Source organism: Actinocorallia libanotica (genome assembly GCF_039525175.1).
In the GTDB taxonomy this organism is placed as follows: domain Bacteria; phylum Actinomycetota; class Actinomycetes; order Streptosporangiales; family Streptosporangiaceae; genus Actinocorallia; species Actinocorallia libanotica.
The window spans coordinates 235688-261006 of record NZ_BAAAHH010000004.1 but is presented as its reverse complement, the minus strand read 5'-3'; the positions used below and the strand labels follow the sequence as shown (position 1 = coordinate 261006).

The window sequence follows — 25319 nt, the reverse complement described above, 5'->3', positions numbered from 1 at the left end:
TTCCCCGCGCCTCGAACGGACGGGAGCATGAGGCCATGCGCTCCTACCGGCACCCCGAAGACCTCCGGTCGATGCAGGAACTCGCCCGGCGGATCTGGTCGCCCGCCAGCCACTGCCACATCGGCGACCTCGCCTGGGGACGGCGCCAGCACCTGGGCAGGGAACACGAATGGCCGACGGCCCTGTGGGAGGACGACGGCGAGGTCATCGCCTGGGGCTGGGCGCAGACCGCCGACTCCCTCAGCCTGCTCGTCGACCCGGCCCGGCCGGAGGCCGCCGACGAAGTCCTGCGCTGGTTCCACGACACGGCCGGCGAAGGGCCGCTCACCATCTCCGTCCTCGAACACGAGGAACACCTCATCACCGCGCTGGAACACCACGGCTACACCCGCGACGACACCGCGCCCGGCTACCGCTACATGCGACACGACCTCACAGGGCTCCCCGACCCTGTGCTCCCGGCAGGCTTCACGGCCCGTCCCGTCCACGGCCCGGAGGACGCCCCGCGTCGCGCGGCCGTCCACCAGGAGGCCTGGCACCCTTCCCGCGTCACCGCCGACAGCTACCGCTCGGTCATGGACACCTGGCCCTACCGGTCCGACCTCGACTGGATCGTCGAAACCCCCGACGGCGACTTCGCCGCGTCCTGCCTCATCTGGCTCGACGACCACCACCGCACCGGCGAACTGGAACCGGTCGGCACCGCGCCCCGCCACCGCCGCCGGGGCCTGGCCCGCGCCGTCTGCCTGGCAGCCCTCCACGCCCTCCGCGAAGCCGGTGCCATCCAGGCCATCGTCTATCCCCTCCAGGGAGACCCCGCCCACCCGGGTGCCTACCCGCTCTACGAGAGCCTCGGCTTCGTCCCCTACGCCCGCACCCTGACCTACGTCCGTGGCGAGCGCGTCAGGTGAGGCGGGCCGCCTCTTCCAGGAGGTAGCGGCGTTCGACCTCGTTGGCGGTGAGGTCGGCCGCCTCGCGGTAGAGGGAGGCCGCGTCGGACGTCGCGCCGGTCAGGCGCAGCAGGTGGGCGCGCACGGCGCGGGCGCGGTGCCGGACGAGGGGGTCGGTCTCCAGGCCGTGCCGGTGGTTCAGATCGTCCAGCAGGGCCAGCCCGCGGGCGGGGCCGTAGGCGTGTGCGACGGCGACCACCCGGCTCAGCCGCACCGGGGCGGTCGGGGTGAGGCGCTCCAGCCACAGGTACAGCACGGCGATCTGCGGCCAGTCCGTCCGCTCGGGCTCTCCAGCGGACGTGTGTACCGCCGCGATCGCCGCCTGGATCTGGTACGGGCCGTGCTCGCGGCGCGGCCACACCGCGTCGATCAGCGCCACGCCCTCGTCGGCCAGCGCCTGGTCCCAGCGGGCGCGGTCCTGGGCGTGCAGCGGCACCAGCGCCTCGTCGCGGCCGGTGCGCGCCGGGCGGCGCGCCTCGGTGAGGAGCATCAGCGCCAGAAGACCGGACGCCTCGGCGTCCTCGGGACGGGCGGCGTGCAGCATGCGGGCGAGCCGGATCGCCTCGGCCGTCAGGTCGACGCGGGTCAGCGCGGCTCCCGCCGACGCGGTGTAGCCCTCGTTGAAGATGAGGTACAGGACCTTCATCACCACCGCCGTCCGCCGCGGCAGGTCGGCCTCCTCCGGCGGGGTGAAGCGGGCTCCGGCGCGTACGAGCCGCTGCTTGGCGCGGCTGATGCGGGTGCCCATCGTCGCTTCGGTGGTGCCGTGGGCGTGTGCGATCTCCGCGGTGGTCAGGCCTCCCACCGCCCGCAGGGTCAACGCCACCTGGTCGGACGGGCTCAGCGCCGGATGGCAGCACAACAGCAGCAGGGTGAGGCTGTCGTCCACCGCCGAAACCGGACCGGTGCCGCGCGAGGGGTCGGCCATCGCCAGATCGGTGACGCCCGCCTCCAGCTCGCGGCGGTGCCGCGCCTGGTCCGAACGCAGCAGGTCGACCATGCGGCGGTAGCCGACCCGGATCAGCCAGCTCCGCGGATCGGCGGGCACCCCGTCCGCCTCCCAGGTCCGGCCGGCCGCCAGCAGCGCCTCCTGCACCGCGTCCTCGGCCACGTCGAAGCGCCCGAAACGCCGCACCAGCGCGCCGAGCACCTGCGGCGCCTCGGCGCGCAGCAGGTGCTCGATCCGCGCGCTCACGCCGTACCGGCCCGGACCGTACGGACGGTCACGCGGTGAACTCCGCACCCATGATCGGCCGGATCTCCACCGGTTCGCCGAGCGCCGCGACGATCCGCGAGGCGATCTGCACCGCGCGCTCGTGCCCCGACACATCGATCACCGCGAAGCTCGCCAGCACCTCCTTCAGCTCGGCGAACGGCCCGTCGGTGGCCACGACACCGTCCGGCACGGGCCGCACGGTCGTGCTGACCGCCGGATGGCCCAGTCCCTCGGTCGACACGAGCTCGCCGGTCTCGCGCAGCTCCCGCTCGAACTCCTGGTAGGCGGCGAACGCGGCCAGCGCCTCAGGCGTGGGCGCGTCCGCGGTCGCGGCATCCCACGCCGCCGCGGGCGTGTAACCGAGCAGCAGGTACTTCATGGCATCTTCCCTCGTCGTTTCCGTCCGGGTCAGCGTATTCAGGCCGTGCGCGCCAGCCGCAGCGCCAGCACGGTCGTCCAGGTGAAGGCGACCAGCCCGTTCACCGCGATCTGGATGCTCATGTGCTCGGTGGACATCGGCATCAGCAGCACCAGCGCCGCCGCCCCGCTCAGCACCGCACCCGGCACCCGGCGCTGCCGCGCCTCCCGCACGGCCAGGACGATCGCCGCGACGGCCAGCGCGGTGAAGGAGACGACGGCCGAGGCCGAATGCGCGATGCCGTGCCAGGACATCTCCGCGACCGGCCCGTCGGGTGTACCAGCCGGGAACCCGTTCTCCGGGTCCATCGGGAACACCCCGGCCGCGATCATCCCGAGGCCGAAGACCGCGACCAGCGGCGTCAGCGCCCGCCGTCCCGTTCCCTCCGTGATGGTGCGCGCGATCCCGGCGGCCAGGGCCAGCCCGCCCAGGCCCGCGAGCGTGAACGCGGCGATCTGGATCCAGCCCAGGTCGCCGGTGGCCAGCAGGCTGATGGGGTGCCGGGTGATGTCGAAACCGTCCCGGGTGACCGCTTGGGCCGCGGCCGCGGCGAAGAACACCGGTCCGGCGAGCGCCCCTGCCGTCAGCAGGTGCCGGGTGCGGTGGGTGGTGGCGGTGCGCATGTCTCCTCCTGAGTGGTCGTACGCCGGATACCTCGGAGCGGAAGTCCGGCTTCGGACACTCTTGGGAAGTGATCCATGCCACATGATCGAGGTGTCGAGACGGGCGCGGCGGCACCGAGGTACCTGGTGCAAGAACGAAGACGACACAGGAGGACGGCATGACCGCCAACAACAACAACGACGACCGGACCGCGGGCGGACCGAGCGAGGCCCTGCGGGCGCTGGACCGCCTCACGGGGACCTGGCGGATCTCCGGCGGCGCCGAGGGAACCGTGCGCTACGAGTGGATGCCCGGCGGGTTCTTCCTGCTCCAGCACATCGACCTCGTCCAGGACGGGGAGACCGTCACCGGACTGGAGGTGATCGGCTGCCTCAAGCCCTTCGGCGAGCCGCCCGGCACCGACGTCGTCTCCCGCTTCTACGGCTCCGACGGCAGCACCCTCGACTACGTCTACGAGCTGACCGGCGACACGCTGACCATCTGGGCCGGTGCCAAGGGAAGCCCCGCCTACTACGAGGGGACCTTCAGCCCCGACGGAACCACCGCCACCGGCGCGTGGGTCTACCCCGGCGGGGGCGGCTACGCCTCCACGATGACGCGCGTCTGACACCGGTCCGGTGGTCGACACCCGCCCACCGCTTCGCCGGGACGCACCCGTACGGCCCGGGCCGTCGAGGAACCCGGCGGAGCGGTGGGGCGGGTTGCCGCCATGTCGTGGGGCTCGCCGGTCCTCATCGTGTCCCTAGCCCTGTACCCCAGTCAATCCTTGGGTTTTCTTGCGTTGCCCTTAGGGATAGCTTGGGGCTCGTGACACTGGACGATCTGCGGGTGTTCGTGGCCGTGTGCGAGGCGGGGAGTCTCAGCGCGGTCGCCCGCGACCTGGCGTGCACGCAGTCGGCGGTCAGCCAGCACGTGAAACGGCTGGAACGGGAGACCGGAACGGCGCTGGTGGAGCGGCACGCGCGTGGCGTCGTCCCGACCAGGGCCGGGCAGGTGCTCTACGAAGCGGCCCAGGGCGGGATCACCTCCCTTGACGCCGCGCTCCGCCACCTGGGCGAGCTGCGCGACGGCCGTAGCGGCGCGGTGCGGATCACCACGGGCGGCGTCACGGTCCGGCACTTCATGGCCGGCACGATCCCGTTGTTCCGCAGCCGTCATCCGGAGATGACGCTGGAGTTCCGCTCGGCGCACTCGACCCGCCGCTGTATCGAGCTGCTCCACAACGGCTGGGCCGACCTGGCCTGGATCACCTTCGACGAGCCGCTGCCGGGCATCGAGCAGCGCCCGGTCCTCGACCTGCCCTGGGTGCTGGTCGTGCACGCCGACGACCCGCTGGCCGAACGGGCGTCCATCGACCCCGCCGCGCTCGCCGGGATCCGCTACATCGCCCACCCCGACAACTCCGCCTCCCGTCGCCGCCTGGAAGAGGACTTCGTCCGCCTCGGCGTCCGCCCGCCCGCCCCGGTGTGCACCGCCGACTGGGACACCGCCGTCCTCTTGGCCGAACTGGACGTCGGCCACGCCGTCCTCCCCGCCCTCCCCCTCCTGCTCCCCCACTCCGGAACCCCCCTGCGCACCGTCCCCATCCCCGACCTCACCCCGCTCACCGTCGGCTGGGCCGCCCGCCGATGGCAGACCCTCAGCCCCCCGGCCGCGGAGTTCGCCTCCCTGGTCACCCGCCAGCTGACCGGATGACCAATTTCGACACGGCACGAGCCGTGCCGTTAGGATGACGGCAGAGCACCTTGGTCAGCGACGGAACGAGGACGTCCATGCGCAAGCTCGTGTACTACATCGCCTCCAGCGTGGACGGCTTCATCGCCGGTCCCGACGGCGCCGACCCCAGCGGTCCCGACGGCTTCTGGCCGATCCCCGACGACTACGCGCGGCACATCATCGCCGTCTACCCCGAGACCCTGCCCGGACCGGCACGGCAGGCCCTGGGCGTCACCGACCCCGGCACCCGTTTCGACACCATCCTGGAAGGGCGCAACTCCTACGAGATCGGCCTCAAGGCGGGCATCGCCGACGCCTATCCCCACCTGCGCCATCTGGTGTTCTCCCGCACTCTGACCGAGTGCCCGGCTCCGGCCGTCGAACTCGTCGCCGACGACCCCGTCACCACCGTGCGCGAGCTCAAGAAGCAGGACGGCAAGGACATCTGGCTGGTCGGCGGAGGCGCGCTGGCGGGCGCCCTCTATCCGGAGATCGACCGGCTCATCGTCAAGCTGGCACCCCTGACCATGGGCATCGGCATCCCCCTGTTCGGCCGCGAAGCCGTCTTCGAGCCCCACGTCTGGCAGCTCACCGACCACACGGCGCTGGACAGCGGAACGCTCATCCTCACCTACGACCGCGCCCCCGGCGAACAAGGTCCGGCCTGACCACACCGCTGAACGGACGTGCCGCGTCCGGCGGAGGCCCGGAGCCTCCGCCGACTCGCCGCACCCGTCCGGTCACGAGGACGTGACCGCCCGCGTACCGGAGGCCGCCGACCCGGGGCGGCCGCCCTTCAGCCAGGGCATGGAGCCCGGCTTCCGGGCCTCGCGGCGGATCTTCGACACCCCGAACCTGCAGGTCATCTCCTTGTACGCCGCGCCGAGCCGACCGCTGAAGTAGACGTTCAGCGGGGTGTCGTCCCTGCGGGAGAACTGCCGCACACCGGCGTTCCGGCCGAGGCTGATGCACGACCCGACGAAGGCCACGTCGATCGCCGCGGGCGCCGCCCCCTCGATACGGCTCAGCACGGTTTCGGCGGCCTGCGCGCCCAGCGGCGCAGCGATCTGGCAGCTCATCCGCAGTGGCCGGCCCGACGGCGCGGCGGCGTCACCGGCCGCGACGACGCGGTCGTCGTCGATGCTGGTCAGCGTCTCATCGGTGATCAGCCGCCCGAGTTCGTCGGTGCGCAGTCCGCTCGCCGACGCCAGCTCCGGCGCACCGAAGCCGGCGGCCCAGACGACCAGCGCGCTCGCGCGCACCGTACCGTCGGCGAAGACGACCGCGTCCGGCCGGACCTCGGTGACCGTGTCGCCCTGCAACACGGTGACCTCGTGCCGGGACAGCCATGCGGCCATGGAACGGCGGGCCGACCCGCTCAGCGAGGGCGCCAGGGTCCCGCCGCACACCAGCGTGACCTTCCGTCCCCGCTCGGCCAGTTCGGCCGCGGTCTCGACGCCGGTCAGCCCGCCGCCGACCACGGTGACCGGGGCGTCGGGCCGCAGCTCGTCCAGCCGGGCGCGCAGCCGCTGCGCGGACTCCAGCTCGGCGATGGAGACGGCGAACTCCGCCGCTCCCGGCACCGACTCCGGTACCGCTCCGGTGCTGCCGACCGCGTAGACGAGGTAGTCGTAGTCCAGCGTGCGGCCCGAGGCCAGTCGGACGGTGCGGGCGAAGGCGTCGATGCGCGTGGCGCTGTCGACGACCAGGTCGACGCCCTCGCCCAGCAGCTCGCCGTAGTCCAGCGTGGCCTCGCCGGTACCGGCCGCGAACTGGTGCAGCCGGATGCGGTCGACGAACGCCGGGCGGGGGTTGACCAGGGTGATCTCGACGTCGTCGCGCTTACGCAGGCGGTTGGCCGCGATCGATCCGGCGTAACCGCCGCCGATGACGACGACCTTGTGGGACGGGTGAGCGATCATGGTGCGGGTTCCTTCGCGTTCTGAACGGTGTCTCGTTCATCCGACAAAGCACCGGACCAAAAAGTGAGGCGGTGCGCCGCGACCTCACCTTTCGCGGCGCTGTCCTGTCGAACAAGGAGGAAGGACACGACAGAGGGAGCCGACCATGACCGACCGGTCCGAGCGATCCGCACGATCCGCGCCGCGAGACGGCGGGCGCGATCCGGCCCTGAGCGCGATCATGGGCGAACGGCGCGGGCTGATCAACCTCGCGTACCGGCTCCTCGGTTCCCTGACCGACGCCGAGGACATCGTCCAGGAGACCTACGCCCGCTGGTACACCCTGTCCCCGCGGCAGCAGGAGGCCATCGACTCGCCGGGCGCCTGGCTGAACAAGGTCGCCGGCCGCCTGTGCCTCAACGTGCTCTCCTCGGCGCGCGTCCGGCGGGAGACCTACGTGGGCGAGTGGATCCCCGAACCGCTGCCCGAACCCGCGGAGTGGACCGGCGGGGCCACCGCCGACCCGGCCGACCGCGTCACCCTCGACGAGTCGGTCAACATGGCCTTCCTCGTCGTGCTCGACGCGATGACCCCGGCCGAGCGCGTCGCGTTCATCCTGCACGACGTCTTCCGCTACCCCTTCGCCGAGGTGGCCGAGATCGTCGGCCGCACCCCGGCGGCGTGCCGCCAACTGGCGTCCTCGGCCCGCCGCCGCATCCGCGCCGCCGAGGTCCCCGCAGCCGCGGCCTCGGCGCAGGCGGGCATCGTCAGGGACTTCAAACGGGCATGGGAGGCCGGAGACATCGACGCCCTCATCGGCCTCCTCGACCCCGGCGCCACCGCGATCGCCGACGGAGGCGGGCTCGTCAGCACCGCCCTCCATCCGATCGAGGGCGCCGAGCGGATCGTCCGCGCCCTGCTCCGCCTCTCCGGCAGGCTGCACGGCCTGACGATCCTGGAGCGCACGGTCAACGGAATGCCCGGTCTCGTCGTCCAGCAGGACGGCGCCACCGTCACCGTGGCGGCGTTCCAGGTCGAGAACGAGCGCGTCAAACGCATCTGGGCGGTCCGCAACCCCCGCAAGCTCCGGTCCTGGAAGGCGGATCCTCAGCCCTGAGACCTGTCAGGGCCCCGGCCCGGCCGACGGGTCCTCCGTCAGCCGGGCCGGGCCTGCCAACGGGGCGCGCTTCGGAGCCCCGCACTCCGACGACGGCTCCATCAGCGGTCAGGGAATCAGTTCCCGCGCGGTCGCCCGGGACCGGGAAGGGTCAGCGCGAACACCGCGCCCAGCAGCGGGAAGACCGCGAGGACGCCGACCACGCCGGTGAGCTCCATGGACTTCGCGAGGGCGCCCGCGGCTGCGGAGCCGACGCCGCCGCCGACGAAGAACGTCAGGTTCAGCAGGGACACCGCGCCGCCGCGCTGCTGCGGCGCGATGCTCGCCGAGAGAAGCTCGGTGGTCACCAGCTGGGTGACCGCGAATGCCGCGAACCCGGTCGAGGCACCGGCTATGACCAGTACCGGGGCACCGTCTGCGAACGGCACCGAAGCGAGCAGAACGGCACAGGCGAGCGCGGTCACCATGAGCAGCACGCCCGCCCTGCCGTCCCTCCTGCTGGCGGCATACCGGGAGAGCGCTGCACCGAGGACGGCGCCGGGCAGCAGCCACAGGCCGATGGAGAGCACGCTCCAGTCGTGCTCACGCACCAACAGCTGCGGCACCGCGTACATCGCGCCGAACAGTCCCGCGTACACGCCCGCACCGGTGAGAGCCGCCCGTACGAACATGGAGTCACCGACAATGGAGCGCGGTACGAAGCTCTCGGGCACCCGCACCGTACGCACGACCAGGCCCGCTCCGGCGAGTACCAGCAACACGGCGGTGACGGTCACCGTACCGACGGACAGGGACAGCGCGGAGGACTGGATGAGGATCAGGAATGACGCCGCCGTCGCGGTGAGCAGCAGCGCGCCCCCCAGGTCGAGGGAACGGCCCGAGCCCGGGCGTGCGGCGGTCTGACGCAGCACCAGCGGTAGCGCGAGCAGCGACAACGCCGGAAGGACGAGCGTCAGCCGCCAGGTGAGCCACTCGGTGACCACTCCGCCGGCGAGTGTCGCACCGGCCGAGAAGACCGACATCACGGCACCGAAGATCGCGAGGATCCCGGGCCGCCGGTCGGGTGGGGACGACGCGGCGAGGGCGAGCGCGACGGACGACATGGCGCCGGAGCCCGCGGCGAGCAGGAACCGGCCCGCCACCAGGACGCCGATGTGCGGGGCGGTGAGGCAGACCACGGCTCCGGCGGCCAGCAAGAGCCCGCCGGTCAGGAGGACGAACCGGATGCCACGGGCGTCGGCGGCCCGCCCGGCCAGCGCGGTGCCGATGCCGAGTGCGAGGGCGTGGGCGGTGAGGACCCAGGCCACGGCCGAGGGGCTCGCCTCCAGTGCGCGGGCGACCTCGGGCAGGGCCACACCGGCGGCGGTCACGCCGAAGATGACGGGGCCGAACAGGGCGCCCAGGCGCAGGCCAGTGGAGCGGACACCCGGCGCGGCGGCGGGCGTTGCGGTCGTGGGCGGCGCGGCGGCGGGCGGCGCCGTCGTACTCGCCCGGACCGACGGGTTCTCGGTGGTCATGATGATCTCCGTTCTGGCCCGGTCAGACGCTGTCTGCGCAGCCGGGGACGATGTTGTGGGTGAAGCGGAAGCGGTTGTCCGGGTCGTACCGCTGCTTGATCCGGGTGAGCCGCTCGTACGTCTCGGGCTCGTACAGGCGCCGGACGTCGCCCGCCTCGTCGGGTCCGGCCAGGAAGTTGACGTAGGAGCGTCCGGTCCCCCACGGCTCCAGGGCGGACAGGACGGCCTTCACCGGGTCGGACGGACCGGCCGGCGGGGAGACGGTGGTCAGCGTGAAGGCGGCGTCGCGGTTGCCGACGGCGTTCGGCACGGGCGACGGGCGTCCGACGGCACCGCCGAGGTGACGCAGCTCGACCATGAAGGCCGGGCAGCCGGTGCCGGGCCCGGCGACCTCCAGGAGCCGCTGCACGGCTGCCTCGTCGAGAGCGCGCAGCAGGATGGACCGCTCGTGGTAGGAGAACGGATCCACCGGGTCCATGTGGATCTCGCTGACGGCGGTGTAGGGCATCTCCCGCACGGTGTCGAGGACGGTGGGTGCGACGGCGCGCAGCGGCGCCAGCAGCTTTTCCCCGTGCTCGGACGAACCGAGGAAGGCGATGCGGATGTGGACGGTGAGCCGGCCGCGCAGGGGTTCGGGGACGGACGGGGCGTCGGGCAGACGCAACAGCGCCAGCGAGGAGGTCAGCTCCTCCGGCAGGTCCGTCGTCCAATGACGCCAGGCGTCCAGCACCGGCCGCGCCGCGTCGGCCGCGAAGAACAGTCCGCCGCCGTAGAGCGTGGTGACGGGGACCAGGCCGAATTCGATGGCGGTGACGACACCGAAGTTGCCCTTACCGCCGCGCAGCGCCCAGAACAGGTCGGAGTTCTGGTGCCGGGTGGCCGTACGTGGCTCCCCCTCGGCCGTGACGACGTGGATGCGGGTGACGCGGTCGGCGGCGTAACCGTAGCGGCGGGCGAGCGGTCCGAGGCCGCCGCCGAGGGTGTAGCCGACGACGCCGACCAGCGGGGAGGAGCCGTTGAGCGGGGCGAGGCCGTGGCGGGCGGCGGCTTCGATGACCTGGTGCCACCGGGTGCCCGCTTCGGCGCGGGCGACGTGGGCGACCGGGTCCACGGCGACCGCGTTCATCCGCCGGGTGCTGATCAGCATCCCTCCGTCGGCGGTCGCCGCCACGCCGTGTCCGGTGGCCTGTACGGCGACGGGCAGGCGGTGCCGGGCCGCGTACCGCACCGCCTCCCGGACGTCGTCGGCGTTCTCGACGGCGACGACCAGGGCGGGCCGGTGGACGCCGATCGCGTTGAACGGGGCGAGCTCCGCATCCCAGCCGTCCTCGTCGGGGGTGAGCACCGCACCGCCGATCCGGTCGGCGAGATCGGAGTGTGAAAGGGACATGTCAGGGCCTTCCTCGTGGTCCAGGTGACGCGGAGCCAGTCTGCGGAGCGGGGACCGGCGCTCCCATCCCTCAATTGGGGGGAGTGCCGGCCGAGCCCGGCGGAATACCTTTGCGTGCTCGGCCGGTTGGCCATCGTGAGTCCCGTTACGCGTCCCGGAGGTCCGCCATGCCGCAGTCCGCGCTCGCCGCCGGTCCCGGGCGCAGTGAGCTGCTGGCTCGAGTGGAGCGCGCGCCGGACGCGCTGGGAATGTTCGCCGCCGCTTCCGCCCAGCTGCACCGGATCCTGCCGTTCGACGCCGCGGTGTGGCGGGTGACGGACCCGGAGACCGGCATCATGACGGCCCCCGTTCACACGGAGAACATCAACGAGATCAGCTGCGCCGCCTACTGGGAGCTGGAGCTCTTTGCGGAGAGCGTGAATCTGTACAGCGAGCTCGCGCAGTCGCCGGTCCCGGTGGCCGGGCTACGGGAGTCGACCGGCGGGCGGCCCGGATGCAGCGCCGTCTACCAGGACTTCATGCTTCCGCGCGGACTGCACGACGAGCTTCGCGTGGTGCTCAGGGTGGGCGGGCGTCAGCAGGGCACCGTGAGCCTGTTCCGGGCCCGGGGCCGCACGGCGTTCGACGCCGCGGACACGGCGTTCGTCGGCTCCCTGGTGACTCCGCTCGCCAGGCGGCTGCGTTCGTACGCGGAACCGCGGCCGACCGGTCGCGTGCCGTACGCCCTGGGAGCGTCGGACGGTCCGGGTCTGCCGGGCGGCCCGGGCCTGCCGGATGGGCCGGGACTGCTGCTGTTCGACCCGTCGGGGAGGCTGCTCTCGGTCAACGACGAGGCCCGGCGTTATCTGAGCGAGCCGTCGGACGGGCCGTCCGAATCCACCGGGCTGGGCGTGCGGCTGCCGGCATGGGTGCACGGCATCTCGGCGAAGGCGCGCGCGGCCGCACACGAGCGGGACCGTGGCACCGCCCGGATCCGGTTGCGCACCCGCGGTGGGCACTGGATGGTGTGCCATGCCACCTGTATGCGGCAGGCGGACGGCTCGCCGGGCGGGACCGCCGTGGTCCTCGAACCGGCGAAGGCTTCGGACGTGATGCCGCTGGTGGCCGACGCCTACGAGCTGTCGGAGCGGGAGGTGGAGGTGACGCGGTGCGTGGCCCGAGGCCTGTCGACCGAGAAGATCGCGCATCTGCTGTTCCTCTCGCCGCACACGGTGCGCGACCACATCAAGGCGATCTTCGAGAAGACGGGGGTCTCCTCACGTGGCGAGCTGGTGAGCCTCCTCTTCATCGACCACTACAGGCCCGCCCTGACAGCCGTCCAGGAGGAGAACGAGTTCGCATCGATGACGAAGCGGTAGCGCACGTCTCCGCGGCTTGGCCGAGAGGTCGGAGAGGCCACCGCTGCGGGTGTCGCGCGGCGATCACCATCGGAACGCACGCCATGCGGCGGTGGCCTCTCCGGTGCCTACGGGTCTTCGGCGTCCACGGATCTTCCGGGGTTCAGGTCAGAAGGTCGGCCAGGGCGCGGGTGCGGTCGGGGTGACGGAGCTTGCGCATGCCCTGGCGTTCGATCTGGCGGATGCGTTCGCGGGTCAGGCCATAGCCGCGGCCGATCTCGTCGAGGGTCTTGGGGCGGTCGTCGTCCAGCCCGAAGCGCTGGGAGATCACGGCCGCCTCCCGTTCGGTCAGGGTGGCCAGCGCGGTGTCCAGGTAGTGGCGCAGCAGGGACGCGGCCACCTCGTCGGCGGGGCCCGGGGCCTCGTCGGGGACGAGGTCGCCCAGCTCGGCGCCGCCGTCCTCGGCCAGCGGGGTGTGCAGCGAGGCCGGCGGCACATCATGCCGCAGCACCTGCTCGACCTTCTCGACGGGCAGGTCGAGCACGGCGGCGATCTCGGCGGGGGTCGGCTCCCTGCCCTGCTCGCTCAGCAGGGAGCGACGCGTGCGGGACACCCGGTTGAGGACCTCGACGAGATGCGCGGGAAGCCGGATCGTCCGGCTCTGGTCGGCCAGGGCGCGGCCGATGGCCTGCTTGATCCACCAGGTGGCGTAGGTGGAGAACTTGAACCCGCGCCGGTGGTCGAACTTCTCCACCGCGCGCATCATCCCGATGGTGCCCTCCTGGACGAGGTCCAGCAGGGGCAGGCCCTCGCCCACGGCGTAGCGCTTGGCGATCGAGACGACCAGCCGGAGGTTCGCCCGGATCATGTGGTCCCTGGCGCGCTCACCGTCCGCCGCGATCTCCTCCAACTCGCTCCGCTCGGCGGCGGTGAGCTCCTCCGCGTCGAGACGGTGCCGGGCCCGGACGCCTGCTTCGATGCGCTCTCCCAGCTCCACTTCCTGCTCGGCGGTCAGCAGCGGGGTGCGACCGATCTCCCTGAGGTAATCGCGCACCGGGTCGGCGGCGCGGGTGTCGGTGGCGGTGTGAGCGGCAACGGTCAAGAGGGAGGTCCCTTCTCCGGAAGACTGACGGTCCTAAATTTATGTCCGACCCATCCATATGTCAAACTTATTTTTAGGACGAACCTAGATATACTCGTGGCATGAGCACACGACCGATGGGCCTGCGGGAGCTGAAGAAGCGGCAGACGAGAGAGACCATCTCGCACCAGGCCACCCGGCTCTTCCTGGAGCGGGGCTTCGACCACGTGACGATCGCCGAGGTCGCGGTGGCCGCGCAGGTCGCCAAGATGACCGTCACCAACTACTTCCCCCGCAAGGAGGACCTCGCCCTCGACATGCACGACGTCTTCGTGCGGCTCCCCGCCCAGACCGTGCGGGAACGCGGCCCGGGAGAGTCGGCACTGGCCGCGCTGCACCGCGCCTACCTGTCGGCCGTGGCCGACCAGGACCCCGTCATCGGCTTCTCCGGCCCGGAGTTCGCCCGGATGATCGTTGAAAGCCCCGCCCTGACGGCCCGCCTGCGCGAATTCCACGACGACCGCGAGAAGGCGCTGGCCGCCGTCCTAGCCGAGGAGACCGACGCCGATCCCGACGACATCACTCCCCGCGTCGCCGCAGCCCAACTGGCCGCCGTCCACCGCCTGCTCTTCGAGGAGACCCTGCACCGCACCGTCCAGGGCCACGACAACGACGACATCTCCCGCACCCTCACCGAACACGCCCGGACCGCCTTCGGCTCCCTCGAACCCTCCCTCGCCGACTACGCCATCCGAGAGGAGCACACATCCCCGCCCCCCGGCTCGCCCATGTGACGCGTGTCCGTCCCCTCCGGACCCGGAACACCTGCGATCCAGGCCATGCCCCGTGAGAACCGCGAGGAGGCTCGGTGCAGGAGTCGGCGCCAAGAGGTCGCGTGGACAGGTGCTCCTGACGCACCGGCGGGGTAATAGCGGCCGCTGCTAGGCTGAACAACATGTCAGCCGCATCGTGCTCGGCCGCTTGCGCGGCAGTGACCAGGACGTTCCGCTAGCGGCGGGACGTTCGACTCACAGCATCACCCACCTGGAACGTCCAGCCGCTTCGTGATCAGTCCGGAGCGGCATTCGTGCTGCTCGGAAACTCTTCAGAGCGACGGAGCATCCGGTGCTTTCAGGCACTTCCTCTTCCCGCGGGCAAGGCCCGTCTCCCACACGCGCGCGGCTCGTGTTGTGCGCGATGTCCATGCTGCAGTTCCTCATCGCGGTCGACGTGACCGTGGTCAACATCGCGCTGCCCTCGATCGGCGCTGATCTCGGCGTCGACGGCCACTCGCTGACCTGGGTGGTGGTCGGCTACACCATCACCGGCGGCGGGCTGCTGATGCTCGGCGGCAGCCTCGGCGACCTGCTGGGCCGAAGTCGCACGCTGCTGGTCGGCACGGCCTTGTTCGCCGCGGCGTCGCTGCTGGCGGGCCTGGCCCCCTCGTTCCCGGTCCTGGTGGTCGCGCGCCTTGCCCAGGGGGCCGGCGAGGCCATCGCGCTGCCCGCCGCGATGGCCACCATAGTGCTGATGTTCCCCGAGGGCCCACGCCGGTCGCGGGCCCTGAGCGTGTGGGCCGCGGTCGCCAGCTGCGGGCTGGTGCTCGGGTTCGCCCTCTCAGGAGTCATCACCGCCCACCTGGGCTGGCGCTGGATCTTCCTGATCTCGGTGCCCTTCACCCTGGTCGTGCTCGTGGCCGCGCTCGTGCTCGTCCAGGCCGACCGGCCCGCTTCCCGTGAACGGGCTCGGCCGGACCTGCCGGGCGCGCTCCTGCTGACCGCGTGCCCGCTGCTGTTCGCCTACGCCGCGGTCGAGGCCGGTGAACCCGGGACGAGCGCGTGGGTGAGCCTGGCGGCGCTGGCCGGTGCGGTGCTGGCCGCCGCCGGGTTCGTGCGGGTCGAGTCGAGGTCCCCCGCCCCGCTGGTGCCGCCGGCCTTCTTCGCCGACCGTGCCCGGGTGCGGGCGAACCTGACGACGATGCTGCTCAGCGGGTCGTTGTCGACCTCGTTCCTGCTGTTCACGTTCTACCTGCAGGATCGTCTCGGAATCGGTCCGCTGGGGGCCGGACTCACGATGCTGCCGTTGGCCGTCGCGCTGATCGCGGCCTCGGTTCTCGTGCCCCGGCTGCTGGGCGGCTGGGGAGCACGCACGTGCGTGCTGGCAGGTCTCGGAGCCGCTGCGGGCGCGATGACGGTGATCGCGTTCGTGGCGGCCCTGGACGCCGGGGCGGCGTGGCTGCTTCCGGCGATGCTGCTGATCGCCGCCGGGATGGGCTTCGGGCTGGTCGGGCTGCAGTACATCGCGGTCGGCGGAACGACCGATGAGGACGCCGGGATCGCCTCCGGAGTCCAGCGGGCAGCCGACCAGCTCGGCGGGGCCGGCGGTGTAGCGGTCCACGTGGGCATCGGGTTCTCTCCCGCCGTGCACGCGGGTGACCCGTTCCTGATCGCAGCGGTGCTCGCGATCGGCGGGCTGGCCGTCGGGGCCGTGGTCATCAGCCGCTCCCCGGCCACCGAGGTGCAGGCGCCGGCCGAGTAGGAGACCGCGCCGCCACGCACCAGCCGTCCGGCAGCGGCGTGGCGGCGCGCCCCTGTCCCCTCGCTCCGCCATCGATCACGTGCCCGTACTCCCCACCTTCATCGCCGACCCTCCGTGGGAGCACTTCCAGGTGCTCCCACCTGAACGAACCGTCGTACGCCCGCTGGGCTGCCACAGGTCCCGCATTCCGGACCGGATCGTCTTCGACGAGCTTTCGGCCCGCCTCGTCCTCGGTCGACAGGGTTGACAGGGTTGCGGCCCGCGTTCTCTCCTTTGCACGATGGCGGCACCCACCAGCAGCACACGGACGAGTCCTGCTCAGGCACGACGATGCGCGCCCGGCGCGACGAATGGATCAGCGCAGGTGCCTTCGTATGCCTCCACCGCCTCGCGCTGGAGGCATACGACCAGGCCATCGGCCTCGACCGGCGCCACCTTGTGGTCGACGGATGCAGTGCCAAGGCACCGTGCGAAGGAGAGAACACGGCCGCGATCCTGTCAACCCTGTCGACCGCGGCAGGTCAGGCCTCAAGGGATCCGTGCTCGTGGACGGCAGCGGTATTCCGATCGGGTGGGTCCTGGCCGGAGCCCGTCGAAACGACTCCCGTTCCCGCTCCTGCCTGCGGCGCACCAGCGTCCGCGTCGCCTATGGGTCCCTCGACACGATGTCCCGTCACGCTCCTGGCGCTCGGGATGCGCGCGGGAGTGGAGAACCCGGCAGATAGGAAGCCATAACGCCCGCATGGCCTGCATGTGACGGCCAGGTGAGATCCTGACAATCTACGTGACCAGCCGTTAACGTACAGTTACCCAGGGAATGTAGTCGACATGGCACTGTACGTGAAGTTCACCAAGCTGGAATGCGTCGCTCAGAACGAGCGCCACGGCGACGAGCCCTACCTGAAGTGGAAGGAGACCGGCACCAGGATCTGGGGCTGGACCCCCGACAACGAGGGCGTCATCGGCACGACCTGGGACCTGACCAAGGACCTGGGCTGGCAGGAGAAGCCGGTCCCGCTGATGCCGGTCTCCTCCGACTCGGTCATCGAGCTGTGGGAGTACGACCCCGACACCGCGGACGACTTCCTCGGCTTCTCCGAGATCCCCACCGCCGCCACCCCCGAGAAGACCTACACCCTGCGCGGCGACGACGCCGAGTACAAGCTCACCTACAAGGTGGTCGACATCTGAACCGTGCCCACCGCGGACCGGCGTCGCCCATACGGCAGAACCCCCTCGCTCCAAGGACCCCGGCGAGGGGTTCTGCCGTATGGGCGACGGCCCGTTTCTGCCGTGTCCCGCTGGCGGCTGAGGAGCGGGGTGGTCGCTGTGCCGGTCAGGGGGCGGGGACCACCAGGCCGGCGTCGTAGGCGAGGATGACGAGCTGGATGCGGTCGCGGGCGTCGAGCTTGGTGAGCAGCCGGTTGAGGTAGGTCTTGGCGGTGGCGACGCTGATGCAGAGGCGGTCGGCGATCTCGGCGTTGGACAGGCCGCCGCCGACCAGGGTCAGCACCTCCCTCTCCCGGTCGGTGATACCGGTGAGGGGCTTCGCCGGGCGGGAGGGCGTGGTGGTCGAGGGACGGCTGACGAACTCCCTGATGAGCCTGCGGGTGACGCTCGGGGCGATCAGCGCGTCGCCTGCGGCGACGGTGCGCACGGCGGCGAGGATGTCGTCCAGGGCCATGTCCTTGACGAGGAATCCGGACGCGCCCGCGTGCAGCGCCGCGTAGACGTACTCGTCATCGTCGAAGGTCGTCAGGACGACGACGTGGGTGGAGGCGGTGGCCGCGGTGATCAGCCGGGTCGCCTCGATGCCGTCCATGCCGGGCATCCGGATGTCCATCACCACGACGTCGGGAGCGAGCTCCTCGACCAGCCGGACCGCTTCCGCGCCGTCCGCGGCCTCACCCACGACCACCACGTCCGCGGCGTCGGTGATGACCATCTGCAGAGCGGCCCGGACCAGAGGCTGATCATCGGCGAGCACGACACGAATGATCACCTGGGTCCGACCTCCTCATCCACCGCTGCACCCGCCACTCCCGTCCCTCTCTCCGAAGCTTCCGCCTCCACGCGCGCTGCCTCCACCCTTTCGGGGACTGTTCCCGTCCCTACACGTACCGCCCTCGCCCCTTCCGGGACCTCTCCTGTTCCTGCGAGCACCGCACTCGCCCCTTCGGAGGCCGTCCCTGTCCCTACGAGTGCTTCTCTCGCTTCTTCGGGGGTCGTCCCTGTCCCTGCGAGCGCTTCCCTCGGCCCTTCGGGGGCTGTTCCTGTCCCCAGGCGTGCCGCCCTCGACCCTTCGGGGGCCGTCCCTGCCCCTTTGAGGGCTGCTCCTGTCCCTGCGAGTGCTTCCTTCGTCCCTTCGGGGACTGTTCCTGCCCCCACGCGTGCCGCCCTCGTCCCTTCGGGGGCTCTTGCCTCGGTGCGGGCTGGAGCCATCTCTGCGCCTGTTCTCGCGGGGGATGCTCCTGCCGCTTTGGTGGGGGTCGTTTCCCTTGCGGTGGACGCGGCTTCGGGGGCCGGCAATCTGGCCATCACCGCGAAGCCGCCGTCGGGGCATGGTCCGGCGGTGAAATCGCCGTGCAGGAGTGCGACACGCTCGCGCATGCCAGCGAGCCCGTATCCGGTGTCCGTGCCGGTGTCTCCGCCTCTCCCCCGGTCACGGACCTCGATGGCGAGTTCGTCTTCGCGGTAGTCGACGCTCACCCGGCAGGAGTCGGCGCCCGAGTGCCGCACGGTGTTGGTCACCGATTCCTGGATGATCCGGAAAGCGGCGAGGTCGACGTCGCAGGAGAGGGAGCGCGGACTGCCCAGCCAGCACACGTCCACGCGTACTCCGGCGGCCGTGGTCGTCGCGGCGAGCCGTTCCACGTCCGCCAGCCCGGCGGGATTCAGCGGCACCGGTGTCGACCCTTCGGCCGGAGCGGTGTGCTGCCGGTCGGCTTGGCGCAGCGTGCCGAGCATCCGGCGCAGTCCTGCCAGCGTCTCCCGTCCCGCCTTCTCCACCTCGATCATCGCCTCGCGCGCCCTGACCGGCTGGGTCTCCACGACCCGGGCCGCGGCGCCGGCCTGGAGCGCGATGACACCGATGCTGTGGGCGACCGTGTCGTGCATCTCGCGGGCGATGCGCAGCCGCTCGGCGACGACGGCCTGGGCGGCGGCCCGGGCGTGCAGTTCTTCGGTGTGGGCACGGGACTGGGCCATCGAGTTGCCGATGAGCCAGGCGATGACGACGGTGAGCGCCAGGAACGGCTCGGCCGCCGTGCCGGAGTCGTCCCCGGTGACCGAGCGGAGAACGAGATAGCCGCCGAGCATGCCGAGCGTTCCCGCGGCCGCGGTGAGCGAGCTCCGCCGGGGCAGCACCGTCGCGACGTAGCAGAGGGCGACGTCCACGCCGAGGAACTGCAGGGGCGGGATCTCGTCCTGGCGCCAGGCCGCCGTCGAGACGATCGTGCCGACGACCACCAGCCCGTACGCCACCGCGGTCCTGCGGTGCAGCAGCGCGCAGCCGGCCAGCACCAGAACGAAGGAGAGGAGGAGCGGCACCCAGGCCGTCGGCGAGTCCAGACCGTCCCGGGGGTAGCTGAGCGAATAGCCCGGTCGCCGCGGCATGATGACGAACTCGACGATCGGCCACACCGCCATCGTGACCCACACCAGCGCCGTCCACAGGCCTGGCGGTAGGCGCTTGAGCAGCGGCAAGGGCGGTGAGGCGGACATGCTGCGATGGTAATCCCCTGTGACGAGCCCCCACATCGACCTGTGGATGTAAGCCCGGGGACGACACCTGGACCCGGTCATTGTCATCGACGGTTGGACGACGGGACGCGTCGCTCGTCGGCACTGTTGTCCCATGATCGAAGTCAACGGGCTCACGAAGCGGTACGGCGGCACGACGGCCGTCAAAGACCTGACCTTCACCGTGCACCCCGGCCGGGTGACGGGTTTCCTCGGGCCGAACGGCGCGGGAAAGAGCACCACGCTGCGCATGATCCTCGGCCTGCACGAGCCGTCCAGCGGCACGGTCACCGTCGGTGGCCGCCCCTTCCGCGAGCGTCCCCGCGGCCTGCGCCAGGTGGGCTCCCTCCTGGACGCCCACGACGTGCACGGCGGACGCACCGCGATGGCGCATCTGTCCGCCTTGGCCGCCGGCAACCGCATTCCGCGGCGCCGGGTGGAGGAGGTGCTGCGGGAGGTCGGCCTGGTGAAGGCGGCCCGGCGCAGGATCGGCGGCTTCTCCTTGGGCATGAAGCAACGGCTCGGCATCGCGTCCGCGCTGCTCGGCGATCCACCGGTGCTGATCTTCGACGAGCCGCTCAACGGACTCGACCCCGAAGGCGTCAGGTGGGTGCGTGACCTCTTCCGGCGGCTCGCCGCCGAAGGCCGCACCGTGTTCGTCTCCAGCCATCTGATGTCCGAGATGGAGCACACCGCCGACCAGCTGGTCGTGATCGGCCGCGGCGAGCTGATCGCGGCGGAGAGCCTCGCCGAGTTCTCGGCCCGCGGCACCCGGTCCTGCGTCATGGTGGGGAGTTCCGCCCTCCCGGCCCTGGAACCCCTGCTGACGGCCGAGGGCGCGACCGTGCGCAGGGAGGACGGCCTGCTCGCCGTGACCGGTCTGACCGCGGCCCGGATCGGTGAGATCACCCAGCGGCACGGCATCCCGGTCCACCATCTCAGCGCCCGCGCCTCCTCGTTGGAGGAAGCGTTCATGGAATTGACCGCCGACAGCGCCCAGTACCTCGCAGGAGGAACCCGATGACCAACACGAACGCCAGGGCGACCGCAGGCACACCCGCTAACGACGCGCCCACCGCTGGCACGCCTATCGCCGACGCGCCCGCCACCGGAACGCCCACGGCCGGCACGCCTGACGCTGGCACACCCACCACTGGTACGCCTGACGCAGGCACGCCCGGCGCTGGCACACCCACCGCTGATACGCCTGGCACTGTTACACCTGACGCAGGTACGCCCACCGCAGGCACGCCCGGTGTCGGTGCGCTCACCGCATTCGAGCCCCGTGCCCGCTTCCGCGACCTGCTCGCCTCCGAGTGGATCAAGCTCCGATCCCTGCGCTCGACCTGGGTCGCCTACGGCGCCACCGCCTCGGCCGTGATCGCCCTCAACGCCGGCACCGCCTATGACACCTACAGCAATTGGACGCAGCAGGACTCGGAGGGCAGGGCCGCCTTCATCCGGGACGGGATTCCACTGGCAACGGCCTTCAACGCGAACGCCCTCATGATCATGATGCTGGCCCTCGGCGCCATCGGGGCCCTCATGATCATCGGTGAGTACGGCACGGGCACGATCCGTACGACGTTCGCGGCGGTCCCGGCCCGCCGTTCGGTGATGGCGGCCAAGGCGCTCGTCCTCACGGCGGTCACCACCGTCTTCGGAGCCTTCGCCGCGGGCGCCTCGTTCGCCCTGACCCAGCTGATCCTCGAAGGCCGGGACGCGGGAGTCCCGCTCAGCCATCCCGGAGCCCTGCGCGTCGTGCTGGCGTCCGCGCTCCTCGCTCCGGTGAGCGCGCTGGTCGGCATGGCACTCGGCACCGTCCTGCGGAACACCGCCGCCACCATGGTCACCGCGGGGGTTCTCCTCCTGGTCCTGCCCGTAGCCTTCGGCGACGACGGCCACTGGCAGGCGGTCGTCGGGCACGCCACGCTCTACCAGGCATGGATCCGTATCGTCGAGGTCGGTTTCGCTCCGTCGCCCTTTCCCTGGACGGCGAGCGGGGCATGGACCGTCTACGCGGTGTGGGCACTGGCCGCGGCCGTCCTCGCCATCATCAGCGTGCACCGCCGCGACCAGTGATGCGACCGGCACGTCCCACTCCCGCAGCCAGCGCACCGCCCTCGCAGCCCCCGCAGCTCGCGCACGGCACCGGCGGCCGGGGCCACCGCACCCGAAACGACCGAGAACCGTCCCAGCACCGCCCCAGCGCCGTAAGAAACCGGCGTACGCCAGAGCGCCGGCAGGGATCGACGCACTAGGAGCGGAGCAGCAGGACGGCATGTCCGTCGCCGTGTGCCTCGGTCCGTCCGCTGAGTCTGCGGTCGAGACGTGTTTAGAAGACGGACGTCGGCCGACCAGGCGTCACCCAAGAGAACCAGATGAAAACCTGACACAAGATGTCAGTCTTCAAAGCGATCATGGGTTCTCCGGTCGACGCCGATGGTGAGCGCGGCCCGAGCCCTACGGACGGACAAGGAACTCCATGCGCGAAACGAAAGAAGAGCTCGAAGAACTGCAGGCCCTGCTGGACGTCTCCTTGTCCCGCTCTTCCTCGCATCTCCGCTCGATCATCGGCACCGGGAGCACTCTGAACGCAGAGCAGCTCACCGGGGCACTCACCGGCATGCGCACCCTGGCCCTGTCCACCGTGACGGCGAAGGGCGAACCGCGGATCAGCGGTGTGGACGGGCACTTCCTGCACGGCAAGTGGCACTTCGGTACGGCTCGCGGCGCTGCCAAGGCCCGCCATCTGGCCGCCCGCCCGGCCGTCAGCGCCGCGCACATGCGCGGTGAGGACCTGGGCGTGTTCACGCACGGCACGGTGGAGATCCTCAACCCCCGGCACGGCGAGCCGGCCGCGGATTGGCCGGATCTGCTCGCTTACTTCAAGGACTTCTACGGCGCCGACTTCTTCGACTGGGACAACGGCGTGGTCTATTACCGGCTGCATCCGCATTGGATGAGCGTCTACGCATCCAATATCGCCGAGCTCACCGCGGTGTCCCCGTCCTGATCCGCGGCACGGCCGTATCGGGACGGCCGCGTGCCGGCCGGCAGATCTGGTGGAGCGGCCGCCCAGCGCCGTGGTGACGCACGGCCGTCGCATGGTGGCGTGACCGGTTAGTTCGGCATGAGCGGGGGCCTGGCCGGCCATGTCCTACTGCATTGCGAGAGGGGAGACGAAGGTTGACTGCATTCGTACGGGACGTCACGAGCACAGGGTGCGAGACCATCGACGTGGTGGGAGCTCGTACCAACAACCTGCGGGACGTGTCGGTGAGCATTCCCAAGGGACGGCTCGTGGCCTTCACCGGGGTGAGCGGCAGCGGCAAGACCTCGCTGGCCGTCGACACTCTGCACAACGAGGCCCAACTGCGGTATCTGGAAGGGCTTTCGCCGTTCGTGCGGCAGTACATCACCCAGCGCAACCGGCCGAAGGTCGACCGCATCCTGGGACTCGGCGCGACGCTCGCGGTCGACCAGCGCCGCCTGAACCGCAACCCCCGCTCCACGGTCGCGACGATCACCGGCATCGACGGGCACCTGGGGCTGCTGTACTCGCGCCTTCCGGGGATCGTCGCGGCGGCGGAGAGCGGGGACGGGCACCTGACGACGGCTCACTTCGACCGCAACACACCGGAAGGGAGCTGTGCGGACTGCCACGGGGTGGGCGGGCGATGGCAAGCACAGGAGGATCTGATCATCACCCGCCCGGAGCTTCCGCTCTTCGAGGGCGCCTCGCCCTGGTACGCGAAGTGGCGGTCGGGGGAGCACGCCTTCGTGCCGGCCCTCGCCGAGAAGCGGGGCGTGGACCTCGGACGGCCGTGGCAGTCGCTGCCTGAGGAGTTCCGCCGCTGCGTGCTGTACGGCACGGGCGAGGAGAAGGTCGAGGCGACCGTCGACATACCGAACAAGAAGGAGACGGCCCTGATGACCTACACCTCGAGCCAGCCGCTGCGGGGCGCGCTCGCCGAGGTGGAGCGGGTGTTCGTGAACGCCCAGTCCTCCAGTGCCAAGCAGCGCTACCTGCCGTACATGCGCAAGCATCCCTGCGGCACCTGCGGCGGCAGCGGATACGACCGGGTGGCCCGGTCCGTGCGGCTCGGCGGGCTGACCTACCCCGACCTGCTCGCGGTGGAGGTACGGGAGGTGCGCGAGTGGGCGGAGCGCGTGGCGGACGACCTGGACGCCCGGCAGCGCGAGGTGGGCGAGCCGCTGCTGCAGGATCTGGGCCGCAGGCTCGGCATCCTCGAACGGCTCGGTCTGGCCCATCTCCAGCTGTCCCGGAGCGCGGCGACGCTGTCGGGAGGCGAGTTGCAGCGGACCCGGCTCGCCGCGCAGCTCAGCACCGAGCTGAGCGGCATCGTCTTCGTCCTGGACGAGCCCGGGACCGGGCTGCATCCGGCGGACAAGGCGCACCTGCTCGACATCGCCCTGGAACTGCGCGAGGCCGGCAACACGGTGCTCCTGGTCGAGCACGACCCCGAGCTGATCGCCCGAGCCGACTGGGTGATCGATATGGGGCCCGGCGCGGGCCGCCTCGGCGGCGAGGTCATGGTGTCGGGGCCTCCCGCCGATGTGGCCGCCCACCCGGAGTCGCTGACCGGGCGCTATCTGGCCGGTGAGGGGCCGCGGCTGCGCCGGACCGGCCGCCCGACCGAGGACGGCGCCGGCTGGCTGGAGCTGCACGGCCTGCGTGCGCACAACGTGGCCGCGGACTCGGTGCGTTTCCCCGCTGGTCGGCTCACCTGCCTGACCGGGGTGAGCGGCAGCGGCAAGAGCAGCCTGCTCGGCGCGCTCGGGACGGGCGTGGAGGCCGCCCTGAACGGGACCGCGACCGACACGGTGCGGGAGGTGACCGGCCTCGAGGGATTCGGCTGGGTCGCCGTCGTCGATCAGGAGCCGCTCGGGCGAACGCCGCGGTCCAACCCGGCCACCTACAGCAAGGCGTTCGACATCGTCCGCAAGCTGTTCGCCGAGACCGACGCGGCGCGCGGGCGCAGAGTCAACGCCTCCTGGTTCAGTTTCAACACCGCGGACGGCGGCCGCTGCGAGACCTGCACCGGTTACGGCCGCAAGCTGGTCGACATGCACTTCCTGCCGGATGTGTGGGTGGTCTGCGACGCGTGCGAGGGTCGGCGCTACAAGCCGGAGGCGTTGGAGATCAGGTATCGGGGGCTGGCCATCGATCAGGTGCTGGAGCTGACCGTCGCCGAGGCCGTAGAGCGGTTCTCCGAGCCCCGGCAGCTCGCGGAGACCCTGGGAGCCTTGAGCCAGGTCGGGCTCGGCTATCTCCAACTCGGCCAGAGCGCCACGGAGTTGTCCGGGGGCGAGGCGCAGCGGCTGAAGCTGGCGTCCGCGATCCAGCGCGGTGCCGCAAGCCGCAAGGCGGGCCTCGTCGTTCTCGACGAGCCCGTCTCGGGCCTGCACCCGTCCGACGTCCAGCGTGTGGTGAACGCGCTCGACACGTTGCTCGACTCGGGCAACACCGTCGTCGTGGCCGAACATGACATCTCCGTCGCCGCGTCCGCGGACTGGCTGATCGACCTGGGCCCGGGAGCCGGTCCGGACGGGGGCATGCTGGTCGCGGAGGGCGCCCCGGACACCGTCGCGACGATGGACACCCCGACCGCCGGTTACCTCCGCCGGTACACGGCGGGCCTGCCGCTCCTGAAGGTGCGGGAAAACGCGCGCAGCTGAAGGGCCAGAGCGCCCTCTTGCATCACGTCCTGCGCTTGTTCTCGGAATGAAGAGCCCCCCGTTGGCGGGC

Annotated in this window: 22 protein-coding genes; 13 read left to right on the top strand and 9 right to left on the bottom strand. The window is 71.3% G+C overall.

Features of this window, described 5'->3' with window-relative positions; translation table 11 throughout:
* Positions 1-35 precede the first annotated feature (35 nt).
* Positions 36-911 carry a GNAT family N-acetyltransferase gene (locus ABD140_RS08055; RefSeq protein WP_344238392.1) on the top strand — a complete coding sequence of 292 codons (876 nt, stop codon included), beginning with the start codon at positions 36-38 and terminating at the stop codon, positions 909-911.
* Here the strand turns inward: ABD140_RS08055 and ABD140_RS08050 are convergent.
* Genes ABD140_RS08050 through ABD140_RS08040 form a run of 3 tightly spaced genes read right to left on the bottom strand, consistent with a single transcriptional unit; the run spans position 904 to position 3207 of the window.
* Positions 904-2145 carry an RNA polymerase sigma factor gene (locus ABD140_RS08050; protein ID WP_344238390.1) on the bottom strand — a complete coding sequence of 414 codons (1242 nt, stop codon included), beginning with the start codon at positions 2143-2145 and terminating at the stop codon, positions 904-906. The genes ABD140_RS08055 and ABD140_RS08050 overlap by 8 nt on opposite strands.
* 28 nt (positions 2146-2173) lie before the next feature.
* Positions 2174-2545, bottom strand: coding sequence for a YciI family protein (locus ABD140_RS08045; protein WP_344238389.1), 372 nt, complete (start codon positions 2543-2545; stop codon positions 2174-2176).
* A 38-nt stretch (positions 2546-2583) separates the two neighbouring features.
* Positions 2584-3207, bottom strand: a complete 624-nt coding sequence (locus ABD140_RS08040) for a DUF998 domain-containing protein (RefSeq protein ID WP_344238387.1) — start codon at positions 3205-3207, stop codon at positions 2584-2586.
* Between the two features lie 158 nt (positions 3208-3365).
* Between ABD140_RS08040 and ABD140_RS08035 the strand changes: the two genes are divergently transcribed.
* The 3 genes from ABD140_RS08035 to ABD140_RS08025 all read left to right on the top strand — a co-directional run bounded on the left by ABD140_RS08035 (position 3366) and on the right by ABD140_RS08025 (position 5592).
* A complete protein-coding gene (locus ABD140_RS08035; RefSeq protein ID WP_344238385.1) occupies positions 3366-3815 on the top strand; it encodes a hypothetical protein in 450 nt (149 codons plus the stop codon).
* A gap of 200 nt (positions 3816-4015) precedes the next feature.
* Positions 4016-4903: a LysR family transcriptional regulator gene (locus ABD140_RS08030; protein WP_344238383.1), complete on the top strand. Its 888-nt coding sequence runs from the start codon at positions 4016-4018 to the stop codon at positions 4901-4903.
* Positions 4904-4980: 77 nt separating this feature from the next.
* Entirely contained in the window at positions 4981-5592 is a 612-nt protein-coding gene (locus tag ABD140_RS08025; RefSeq protein ID WP_344238381.1) for a dihydrofolate reductase family protein, read from the top strand.
* 72 nt (positions 5593-5664) lie between these two features.
* Here the strand turns inward: ABD140_RS08025 and ABD140_RS08020 are convergent, their stop codons facing one another.
* A complete protein-coding gene (locus tag ABD140_RS08020; RefSeq protein WP_344238379.1) occupies positions 5665-6846 on the bottom strand; it encodes an NAD(P)/FAD-dependent oxidoreductase in 1182 nt (393 codons plus the stop codon).
* A gap of 145 nt (positions 6847-6991) precedes the next feature.
* On the opposite strand from ABD140_RS08020, the gene sigJ reads away from it, so the two are divergent.
* Positions 6992-7942: an RNA polymerase sigma factor SigJ gene (sigJ, locus tag ABD140_RS08015; RefSeq protein ID WP_344238377.1), complete on the top strand. Its 951-nt coding sequence runs from the start codon at positions 6992-6994 to the stop codon at positions 7940-7942.
* Between the two features lie 116 nt (positions 7943-8058).
* On the opposite strand, the gene ABD140_RS08010 is transcribed toward sigJ, so the two are convergent.
* Positions 8059-9459: an MFS transporter gene (locus ABD140_RS08010; protein ID WP_344238375.1), complete on the bottom strand. Its 1401-nt coding sequence runs from the start codon at positions 9457-9459 to the stop codon at positions 8059-8061.
* 22 nt (positions 9460-9481) lie between these two features.
* Positions 9482-10849, bottom strand: coding sequence for an FAD-binding oxidoreductase (locus ABD140_RS08005; protein WP_344238373.1), 1368 nt, complete (start codon positions 10847-10849; stop codon positions 9482-9484).
* Between the two features lie 167 nt (positions 10850-11016).
* On the opposite strand from ABD140_RS08005, the gene ABD140_RS08000 reads away from it, so the two are divergent.
* Positions 11017-12207 (top strand): LuxR C-terminal-related transcriptional regulator, encoded by a 1191-nt coding sequence (locus ABD140_RS08000; RefSeq protein WP_344238371.1) that lies wholly within the window; start codon positions 11017-11019, stop codon positions 12205-12207.
* Between the two features lie 142 nt (positions 12208-12349).
* On the opposite strand, the gene ABD140_RS07995 is transcribed toward ABD140_RS08000, so the two are convergent.
* Entirely contained in the window at positions 12350-13288 is a 939-nt protein-coding gene (locus ABD140_RS07995; protein WP_344238369.1) for a sigma-70 family RNA polymerase sigma factor, read from the bottom strand.
* A 101-nt stretch (positions 13289-13389) separates the two neighbouring features.
* Between ABD140_RS07995 and ABD140_RS07990 the strand changes: the two genes are divergently transcribed.
* From ABD140_RS07990 to ABD140_RS07980, 3 genes are all read left to right on the top strand, one after another.
* Complete coding sequence (locus ABD140_RS07990; RefSeq protein WP_344238367.1) at positions 13390-14061, top strand: TetR/AcrR family transcriptional regulator; 672 nt, start codon at positions 13390-13392, stop codon at positions 14059-14061.
* A 403-nt stretch (positions 14062-14464) separates the two neighbouring features.
* On the top strand, positions 14465-15805 hold the full coding sequence (locus ABD140_RS07985; RefSeq protein ID WP_344238365.1) for an MFS transporter: 1341 nt from the start codon (positions 14465-14467) through the stop codon (positions 15803-15805).
* An 828-nt stretch (positions 15806-16633) separates the two neighbouring features.
* Complete coding sequence (locus ABD140_RS07980; protein ID WP_344238363.1) at positions 16634-16996, top strand: hypothetical protein; 363 nt, start codon at positions 16634-16636, stop codon at positions 16994-16996.
* Positions 16997-17141: 145 nt separating this feature from the next.
* Here the strand turns inward: ABD140_RS07980 and ABD140_RS07975 are convergent, their stop codons facing one another.
* Entirely contained in the window at positions 17142-17804 is a 663-nt protein-coding gene (locus tag ABD140_RS07975) for a response regulator transcription factor (protein ID WP_344238542.1), read from the bottom strand.
* Positions 17804-19528, bottom strand: a complete 1725-nt coding sequence (locus ABD140_RS07970; protein WP_344238361.1) for a histidine kinase — start codon at positions 19526-19528, stop codon at positions 17804-17806. Before ABD140_RS07970 ends, ABD140_RS07975 begins: the two co-directional genes overlap by 1 nt.
* Positions 19529-19661: 133 nt before the next feature.
* On the opposite strand from ABD140_RS07970, the gene ABD140_RS07965 reads away from it, so the two are divergent.
* From ABD140_RS07965 to ABD140_RS07950, 4 genes are all read left to right on the top strand, one after another.
* Complete coding sequence (locus ABD140_RS07965; protein ID WP_344238359.1) at positions 19662-20570, top strand: ABC transporter ATP-binding protein; 909 nt, start codon at positions 19662-19664, stop codon at positions 20568-20570.
* Entirely contained in the window at positions 20567-21628 is a 1062-nt protein-coding gene (locus tag ABD140_RS07960; RefSeq protein ID WP_344238357.1) for an ABC transporter permease, read from the top strand. Before ABD140_RS07965 ends, ABD140_RS07960 begins: the two co-directional genes overlap by 4 nt.
* Positions 21629-22031: 403 nt before the next feature.
* Positions 22032-22562 carry a pyridoxamine 5'-phosphate oxidase family protein gene (locus ABD140_RS07955; protein WP_344238355.1) on the top strand — a complete coding sequence of 177 codons (531 nt, stop codon included), beginning with the start codon at positions 22032-22034 and terminating at the stop codon, positions 22560-22562.
* 173 nt (positions 22563-22735) lie between these two features.
* Entirely contained in the window at positions 22736-25249 is a 2514-nt protein-coding gene (locus ABD140_RS07950) for an excinuclease ABC subunit UvrA (protein WP_344238353.1), read from the top strand.
* The last annotated feature ends 70 nt before the right edge of the window (positions 25250-25319 follow it).

Bases quoted from the DNA above. Each gene is read 5' to 3' on its own strand.
- ABD140_RS08005 (WP_344238373.1), bottom strand. From the start codon at position 10,849: ATGTCCCTTTCACACTCCGATCTCGCCGACCGGATCGGCGGTGCGGTG.
- ABD140_RS08020 (WP_344238379.1), bottom strand. From the start codon at position 6,846: ATGATCGCTCACCCGTCCCACAAGGTCGTCGTCATCGGCGGCGGTTAC.
- ABD140_RS07965 (WP_344238359.1), top strand. From the start codon at position 19,662: ATGATCGAAGTCAACGGGCTCACGAAGCGGTACGGCGGCACGACGGCC.
- ABD140_RS08035 (WP_344238385.1), top strand. From the start codon at position 3,366: ATGACCGCCAACAACAACAACGACGACCGGACCGCGGGCGGACCGAGC.
- ABD140_RS07985 (WP_344238365.1), top strand. From the start codon at position 14,465: ATGTCCATGCTGCAGTTCCTCATCGCGGTCGACGTGACCGTGGTCAAC.
- ABD140_RS07990 (WP_344238367.1), top strand. From the start codon at position 13,390: ATGAGCACACGACCGATGGGCCTGCGGGAGCTGAAGAAGCGGCAGACG.
- ABD140_RS08000 (WP_344238371.1), top strand. From the start codon at position 11,017: ATGCCGCAGTCCGCGCTCGCCGCCGGTCCCGGGCGCAGTGAGCTGCTG.
- ABD140_RS07960 (WP_344238357.1), top strand. From the start codon at position 20,567: ATGACCAACACGAACGCCAGGGCGACCGCAGGCACACCCGCTAACGAC.
- ABD140_RS07970 (WP_344238361.1), bottom strand. From the start codon at position 19,528: ATGTCCGCCTCACCGCCCTTGCCGCTGCTCAAGCGCCTACCGCCAGGC.
- ABD140_RS08055 (WP_344238392.1), top strand. From the start codon at position 36: ATGCGCTCCTACCGGCACCCCGAAGACCTCCGGTCGATGCAGGAACTC.
- ABD140_RS08040 (WP_344238387.1), bottom strand. From the start codon at position 3,207: ATGCGCACCGCCACCACCCACCGCACCCGGCACCTGCTGACGGCAGGG.
- ABD140_RS08045 (WP_344238389.1), bottom strand. From the start codon at position 2,545: ATGAAGTACCTGCTGCTCGGTTACACGCCCGCGGCGGCGTGGGATGCC.
- sigJ (WP_344238377.1), top strand. From the start codon at position 6,992: ATGACCGACCGGTCCGAGCGATCCGCACGATCCGCGCCGCGAGACGGC.
- ABD140_RS07955 (WP_344238355.1), top strand. From the start codon at position 22,032: ATGCGCGAAACGAAAGAAGAGCTCGAAGAACTGCAGGCCCTGCTGGAC.
- ABD140_RS08025 (WP_344238381.1), top strand. From the start codon at position 4,981: ATGCGCAAGCTCGTGTACTACATCGCCTCCAGCGTGGACGGCTTCATC.
- ABD140_RS08010 (WP_344238375.1), bottom strand. From the start codon at position 9,459: ATGACCACCGAGAACCCGTCGGTCCGGGCGAGTACGACGGCGCCGCCC.
- ABD140_RS07980 (WP_344238363.1), top strand. From the start codon at position 16,634: ATGGCACTGTACGTGAAGTTCACCAAGCTGGAATGCGTCGCTCAGAAC.